Origin of the sequence: Bradyrhizobium sp. (assembly GCF_030697065.1) — a bacterium.
In the GTDB taxonomy this organism is placed as follows: Bacteria; Pseudomonadota; Alphaproteobacteria; order Rhizobiales; family Xanthobacteraceae; genus Bradyrhizobium.
This window is the reverse complement of record NZ_JAUYQU010000162.1, coordinates 1-7,083: the sequence shown is the minus strand read 5'-3', so window position 1 is coordinate 7,083 and position 7,083 is coordinate 1. Positions and strand designations below refer to the sequence as shown.

The following is a 7,083-nucleotide window of genomic DNA, read 5'->3' as shown; positions in this document are numbered from 1 at the left end:
GCGGGAGACGCGGATCAGCGCGCTGCACGCCGGACAATTGCCGGCGCTGATCGTGTTCACCCAGGCCGTCCTCGCCAGGGGCAGCTACTGGACCAACGCGTTGACGCCGCGCCATGCCACCAGCCAGCCGCTGCGGCTGGAATATACCGGCTCGTTAGTGCCGCATGACGGGCGCGCCCTGATGCTGCTGACCATGAGTGATCTGGAACAGCGCCGCCGCCGCTTCGTCGACGCCACCGCCGAGGACCACATGCGCAGCGGGCTTGCGGCCTGGCAGCGGGTCGAGCGGGTGTTTCAGGACATCGAGCGGGAAAACCAGTTGATCCTGCGCGCCGCCGGCGAAGGCATCTACGGCGTCAACGCCGAAGGCAAGACCACCTTCGTCAATCCCGCCGCCGAGCGGATGCTGGGCTGGGCCGCCGAGGAACTGGTCGGCAAGGCGATCCATCCGATCGTGCACCACAGTCACCACGACGGCAGCCATTACCCGGACGAGGATTGCCCGATCTATGCCGCGTTCCGCGACGGCGCCGTGCACAATGTCGCCGGCGAGGTGTTCTGGCGCAAGGACGGCTCACCGGTCTGGGTCGAGTACACATCGACCCCGATCCGCGATCGCGGCACGGTGGTCGGCGCCGTGATCGTGTTTCGCGACGTCAGCCAGCGGCGCGACGCCGATGAAAAACTGCACGCCGCGCTCGCCGAAGTCGACCGCCTGCGCGAGCGGCTGGAGCTGGAAAACGCCTATCTGCAGGAAGAAATCCGGATCGAGACCAACCCGCGCGGCATCATCGGCCAGAGCGAGGCGATCCAGAAGACGCTGCGCCAGGTCAAGCTGGTGGCGCCGACCACCGCCGCCGTCATGATCACCGGCGAGTCCGGCACCGGCAAGGAGTTGATCGCGCGCGCCATTCACGAGGCCTCCGCCCGGCGCGACCGGCCGCTGATCCGCGTCAACTGCGCCGCGATTCCGCGCGAGCTGTTCGAAAGCGAGTTTTTCGGCCACGTCAAGGGCGCCTTCACCGGCGCGGTGCGCGACCGCATCGGCCGCTTCGAACTCGCCGACGGCGGCACGCTGTTTCTCGACGAGGTCGGGGAAATTCCGCTGGAGTTGCAGGGCAAGCTGCTGCGCGTGCTGCAGGAAGGCAATTTCGAGCGGGTCGGCGAGGAGCGCACCCGCGCCGTGGACGTTCGGCTGATCGCGGCCACCAACCGGAACCTGAAGCAGGAAGTGGCGCGCGGCCGGTTTCGCGAGGATCTGTATTTCCGGCTCAACGTGTTTCCGGTGGAATCGGTGCCGCTGCGCGACCGCCGCGAGGACATTCCGCTGTTGGCGCAGCACTTCCTGATGAGCGAAAGCAAGGAACTGAAATCCGACCTGCGGCTGTCGGAAGGCGATGCGCGGCGGCTGTCGCGTTACGACTGGCCCGGCAATGTCCGCGAACTGCAGAACGTGATCGAGCGCGCTGCCATCCTGGCGCAGAACGGGCGGCTGCGCATCGACCTGCCGGACGCGCCGGGACCGCACGCGCCGTCCGGATCCGGCCGGCAAAAGGCGGAGGCGCGGCCGGCGGTCATGACCTCGGCCGAGCTGCGCGACCATGAGCGCGAGAATATCCTGGCCGCGCTGCGGGCCTGCAACGGCAAGGTGTTCGGCCCCGGCGGCGCCGCCGCGCTGCTGGACGTCAAGCCGACCACGCTGGCCTCGCGCATGAAGGTGCTCGGCCTGGCGCCCGCCCGCGCCGCCAGGCCGTTCCCGTTTACGACGCCTTCCGGATCTTGAAGCTGTTGAGATACTCCTCGGGCTTTGCCGCGTCGAAGGTCTTGCCCATCACCGCGAACGACTTGTACGCGCTTGCGGGCGGCGTCAGTCCCATCTCCTTCATCACCTTCGCGGTATCGGTCGCAAGGAAGACCTGTTCGGCCACCGACTTGTAATCGACATCGCCCTTGATCTGGCCCCAGCGCTTCATCTGCGTCAGCATCCAGACCGCGAAGGATTGCCAGGGGAACGGATCGAAGTCGACGCGCTTGGGATCGGTCTTGATGCCGCCGAGCCCGTCGGCATAGGTCCCGGTGAGGGACTGTTCCAGCACGGTGACCGGCGCGTTGATGTAGTTGGCCGGCGCGATGGCCTCGGCGATCTGCTTGCGGTTCTCCGCCTTCGAGGCGTAGGCGGTGGCATCGATGATCGCCCGCGTCAGCGCCGCAAAGCTGTTCGGCGACGTCGTGATGAACTCCCGGCTCGCCGCGAAGGTGCAGCAGGGATGGCCGTCCCAGATTTCCTTGGACAGGATGTGCAGGAAGCCGACGCCGTCATAGATCGCGCGCTGGCAGATATTGTCCGGCGCAAGAAAGCCGTCGATGTTGTCGGCGCGCAGATTGGCGACCATCTCGGGCGGCGGCACCGAACGCAGCTGCACGTCGGTATCGGGGTCGAGGCCGTGCTCGGCGAGATAATACCGCAGCAGGTAATTATGCATCGAATAGTCGAACGGAATGGCGAATTTCATGCCCTTCCAGTCCTTCGGATTGCGCCGGTCCTTGTGCTTCATGGCCAGGGTAATGCCCTGCCCGTTGATGTTCTCGATCGCCGGCACCGTGAACGGGATCGCATTGGCGCCAAGCCCGAGCGTAATGGCGATCGGCATCGGCGCCAGCATGTGCGCGGCGTCATATTCCTTGTTGATGGTCTTGTCGCGGACCACGGCCCAGCCGGCGGTCTTCACCACCTCGACGTTGAGACCGTATTTGGCATAGAAGCCGAGCGGAGCCGCCATGATGATCGGCGTCGCGCAGGTGATCGGGATGAAGCCGACCTTGAGGTCCTTCTTTTCCGGCACGCCGCCTTTCGCGAACACCTCGGTCGCCGTCTTGATCGGAAAGAACTGCGAGACCGCGGCCAGCGCGGTCGACGCTCCGACCGATTTCAGGAAGGCGCGGCGCGCGGCGTCCTTCGGAAACATCGCGCGCATCACGGCGGAAGCAACCACCCCCTCGTAACGTTGCTGCTCGGTCGGCGCCGGCTCGCAGCGCAGCGTCAGCGCAGCCTGTTCGTGCTCCGCCGTCGAGCCATGCTGGCCGCAGACGCAGCCCGATCGTGACAGCTTGCGATCGGCATCGAACGCATCGTCGAAGGTGGACATGCCCCATTCCCCTGTGTGGTGTCGGATGATTGAACGGCCAATGCGCCGCTTTCGGCAATCATCGCCGGCCGCCTGAGCGCGGCCGGCGACGCAAACCCTGCACGTTCTATGCCGCCTTTTCGGTCAGCCTGGCGTCCGTCGGCAGGCCTTCCTCGATCGGCAGCGACGGATCGCGCGACCATTCGTTCCAGGATCCGAAATACATCCGCACGTCCTTCACCCCGGCGTTTTTCAGGGCGAGGAAGGTGTTGGAGGCGCGGGCGCCCTTGAAGCAATAGAGGAAGACCGGCGTGCTGGGCGAAATGCCCACGGTGGCGCATTCGGCCAGAATTCGTCCTTGGATTTGAAGCGCGGCCCCTCCGCGGTCGGCTTCATCATGCGATACCATTCGAGCCAGACCGCGCCGGGAATGCGCCCCTTGCGCGGGCAGAAATCCTTGCCGTAGGGCGACGAACTGTCGCCGATCCACTCGTCGACATCGCGCACGTCGAGCAGCGCGACCCCGGGCTTGCCGACCGCCGCCAGCATGGTCTTGGCATCGATCAGGATGTCGCCGGCTTCCGGAACGATCGAGAACGATGCCGGCACGGGTTTCGGAACCTCCGTCGTGACAGGCAGTCCGGCGGCGGTCCAGGCGTCGTAGCCGCCATGCAGCACCTTGATTTTGGGATAGCCGAGCATGGTCAGCAGGTAATAGCCGCGGCAGGACTGGCCGAACCCGGAATTCATCGACTGCTCGTAGATGACGGCGGTTTCCTTGCCCGACAGCCCGGCCTTTCCGAACGCGTCGGCGAACTTCGTCTTCAATTCCTCCATGCCTTCCGGCGTCGAGGTCGCGAGGTAGGTGAAGATTTCATGCACGTTGACGGCGTTCGGGATGTGTCCCGCGCCGTAGGCATCCGGGTTGCGCGTGTCGATGATGACGCACGGCTCTCTGGTGATGAATTCGGCGAGTTCGCCGGCGGAAATCAGAACGTCCGTCATGTCAGGCCTCTCCTGTTTTCGTCGTTGAAAGTTAGGGTCGATCCGATGCTCTCGTGAATTCTGTCTGCACACCTCTTCTGCGAAACGATCCCGCAATGCCGCCCTGAATGATGCCTTGCAAGACTCACGCCTCTGCCAGCATCTTGCGCAACTGCTTGGTGGCCGGCGTGACGATGGCGACGAAATAGGCTTCGCGCAGCCGGCGCTGGGCGCGATGGCTCTTCAGGTAGCCGCGCGCGCCGCAATGGAGCATCGCCGCATGCGCGGCAGCGACGCTGGCCTCGCCCGCCTTCAGGCGAAGCGCCACGACCTGGCGCCAGTAGCCGTCGTCCGTGTTGTAGGGGTCACGGGCCAGTTGCATGGTCTCGGTCTCGAGCCCGGTCAGCAGGTCCTGGAAATCGATAGGCTGCTGCGGCAGGAAGCGATTGACATGGCCGAGCGGTCCGGCGACTTCGTTCATGATGGCGATGCAATCGCGGATCAGGCCCGTCGCCATGCCCGCCTGCAGCAGGATGAAGCCTGCCCGAATCTTCTTCACGAACGGCCCGGCCGATGCGGCGAGGATCAGATCGTCGGATATGAAGGCGTCGCGGAACTGGACGCCATAGGTGCCGGTGCCGTCCATCGCCAGGAACGGCTGGCACGGCGTCAGCGTGATGGCGGGATCGGAGCAATCGGCAAGAAACATCACGATCTCGCCGGGCTTGCCCTCGACCTCGAAGATCGTGCCGAAGAAATGGTCGGGACCGAGATTGGACACCCAGGGCAGCGCGCCGCGTATCACATAGCCGCCGTCGACCTTGCGTCCCCTGAGCTTGAACTTCTCGATCCCGAAGAAGGTCTTCATCGGATTGGAGAGGCCGGTGCCGCCGAGAATTTTTCCCGTGGAGACGCCTTCGGCGAATCGCGCCGTCAGCGCCGGATTCCCGGAATTCATCACGTACCAGGCCAGCGTATTCTGGCACCACGCCATGAAGGCGGTGGCGCCGCAGACCTCGCCGAGCGCCGAGATCGATTGAATGGCGCAGCACAGATCGGCCGCGCCATTCAGTGGTTTATGCGTGCCCCACGCCCCCGCATCGCCGAGACGCCGGAGCAGTTCGGCCGGATAGACGGTGCCGTCGTCGATCCCGGCCGCGAGCGGCGCGAGGTCCCTGCGTGCAATCGCCGCCACCTCTGCGACCACCGATGCCGGCGAATGATCGCCGGCTTCGTCGACCGGAAGACGCGATACAGCCACTGGGCTCATGAAACTCTCCGTACCGGTTTTTCAGGGAGCGATTGCACGCTGGCCGCCTCTACGCGCTGACCTCGAGATTGACGGGCCGCGTAAACGTGTTGGCGACCGGCGACCACTTCTGGACGTGGGTCACCAGCGCGTCGATCTCCGCCTGGGCGACGCCCTCGCAGACCATGTCGACCTTGACCCGCACATCGGTGAAGCCGACCGGCTTTTCGCTGACGTCGCCGGTGCCCCATACCGCCGTGATGTTGAGATCGCCTTCGAGCTGCAGTTCGAGCTTGTTGACGATCCAGCCGCGATGCACCGCATTGGCGTGCAGCCCGACCGCGAGGCAGGAACCCAGCGCGGCCAGCGAGGCCTCCGACGGATTCGGCGCGGTATCGTCGCCGAGCAGGCCCGGCGGCTCGTCGACGATGTAGGGCGGCAGGTTGCGGATATAGTTGGCGTGGCGGAACTTGCCCTCGGCCACCGTCTTGCACTTCAAGGTCTTGATTACCTTGGGGTTGGCCTTGCTGGTGATGATGAGCTGTTCCAGCCCGTCCTTGTCGATCGGCGCAAGGCAGCCTGTCAGCACTGTTTTTTGGGCGACCGCGGTCATTTGTTTTCTCCCTGGGAGGTAGGATACCGAACGGTCTGTTTCCTGCACGAAGCGTGCCAGAGGCGGGCCGGCCAAAAACCCGAACGCCTGAAACCGCTTAAGGCGCGCTGCCCAGAAACCGATCGGTAGCCTTGTGCTCAAACCAGGTGCAATCGCTGCCTCGTCGCGGAGATTTTGAGCACGGCTAGATGCGGCTTGATGCGTACGCCGCATTTGGATTAAGTGGACGCATGCGCAAACCTGCTTCGAAGAAGCGTTCCGTCGCCATCCGTTCCGCTGCCGGCGATGACGAATCGGCGCGCGGGCGATTGCTCGGCGCGGCGACGCATCTGTTCTGCAAGAACGGCATCAACGCCACCGGCATCGACGCCATCATCAACGAGGCCGGCACCGCCAAGACCACGCTCTACAAATTGTTCGGGTCGAAAACCAACCTCGTGCATGCGGTGCTGGAGACCGAAGGCAGGCAGTGGCGCGAATGGTTCATCGGCGCCATCGAAGCCGGCGGCGGCAGCGCCCGGACAAAACTGGCGCGGATCTTTCCGGCGCTGAAAAGCTGGTTCGGCGAGGAACGCTTTTACGGCTGTCCCTTCATCAATGCGGTCGCCGAGCACGACAAGGACCAGAAGCAGCTCCGCGCCATCGCGATGCGGCACAAGAAGGTCGTGCTGGCGCATATCGAGAAGCTGGCCGCGGAGATGGGCGCGACGGAGCCGGAAAGCCTCGCGCATCAGCTGGCGCTGCTGATCGACGGCGCCATCGTCGCGGCGATGGTCTCGCGCAATCCCGGTGTCGCCGACACCGCCGGATTGGCCGCGGGCTGCCTGTTGGTGCCGCCGAAACTGAAAAAGCCAAAGCGCGCCGCCGAGGCGCCGTCGCACCTGATGGCGGTGTAGGACGGAATTGTAGAATCGTAGGGTGGGCAAAGGCGCCCTTCGCGCCGTGCCCACCATCTTCCATGATATGATGCGTTATGCGGCGCAAGGCGCTTGCCTCCGCCCGACCCGACGGGCAAATCACTTCTGTTTATCAGAATCGCATGTCAAGCCCCTCGCGCAAAAATATTTCTGTTTACCAGAAATAGAAACAGGGCTATATGTCTCGCCATCCCG

5 protein-coding genes and 1 pseudogene are annotated in these 7,083 nt (G+C 64.5%); 2 read left to right on the top strand and 4 right to left on the bottom strand.

From position 1 onward, the window contains the following. Positions 1-1,783, top strand: a 1,783-nt coding sequence (locus Q8R73_RS12865; RefSeq protein WP_305719925.1) for a sigma-54-dependent Fis family transcriptional regulator, incomplete at its 5' end; no start/stop codon positions are given. Here the strand turns inward: Q8R73_RS12865 and Q8R73_RS12860 are convergent. The 4 genes and pseudogenes from Q8R73_RS12860 to Q8R73_RS12845 form a co-directional block, all read right to left on the bottom strand. Beyond that, positions 1,761-3,146, bottom strand: coding sequence for a CmpA/NrtA family ABC transporter substrate-binding protein (locus tag Q8R73_RS12860; RefSeq protein ID WP_305719924.1), 1,386 nt, complete (start codon positions 3,144-3,146; stop codon positions 1,761-1,763). The two genes, Q8R73_RS12865 and Q8R73_RS12860, sit on opposite strands and share 23 nt — an antisense overlap. A gap of 106 nt (positions 3,147-3,252) precedes the next feature. Further along, a pseudogene (locus Q8R73_RS12855) lies at positions 3,253-4,130 on the bottom strand (sulfurtransferase). Between the two features lie 124 nt (positions 4,131-4,254). After that, positions 4,255-5,379 (bottom strand): acyl-CoA dehydrogenase family protein, encoded by a 1,125-nt coding sequence (locus tag Q8R73_RS12850; RefSeq protein WP_305719923.1) that lies wholly within the window; start codon positions 5,377-5,379, stop codon positions 4,255-4,257. A gap of 49 nt (positions 5,380-5,428) precedes the next feature. Then, complete coding sequence (locus Q8R73_RS12845) at positions 5,429-5,971, bottom strand: OsmC family protein (RefSeq protein ID WP_305719922.1); 543 nt, start codon at positions 5,969-5,971, stop codon at positions 5,429-5,431. Between the two features lie 230 nt (positions 5,972-6,201). Here Q8R73_RS12845 and Q8R73_RS12840 point away from each other — a divergent pair, with 230 nt between their 5' ends. After that, a complete protein-coding gene (locus Q8R73_RS12840) occupies positions 6,202-6,867 on the top strand; it encodes a TetR/AcrR family transcriptional regulator (RefSeq protein WP_305719921.1) in 666 nt (221 codons plus the stop codon). The last annotated feature ends 216 nt before the right edge of the window (positions 6,868-7,083 follow it).

Excerpts from the sequence above, each read along its gene's own strand:
- Q8R73_RS12860 (WP_305719924.1), bottom strand. The coding sequence starts at position 3,146 with ATGTCCACCTTCGACGATGCGTTCGATGCCGATCGCAAGCTGTCACGA.
- Q8R73_RS12850 (WP_305719923.1), bottom strand. The coding sequence starts at position 5,379 with ATGAGCCCAGTGGCTGTATCGCGTCTTCCGGTCGACGAAGCCGGCGAT.
- Q8R73_RS12845 (WP_305719922.1), bottom strand. The coding sequence starts at position 5,971 with ATGACCGCGGTCGCCCAAAAAACAGTGCTGACAGGCTGCCTTGCGCCG.
- Q8R73_RS12840 (WP_305719921.1), top strand. The coding sequence starts at position 6,202 with ATGCGCAAACCTGCTTCGAAGAAGCGTTCCGTCGCCATCCGTTCCGCT.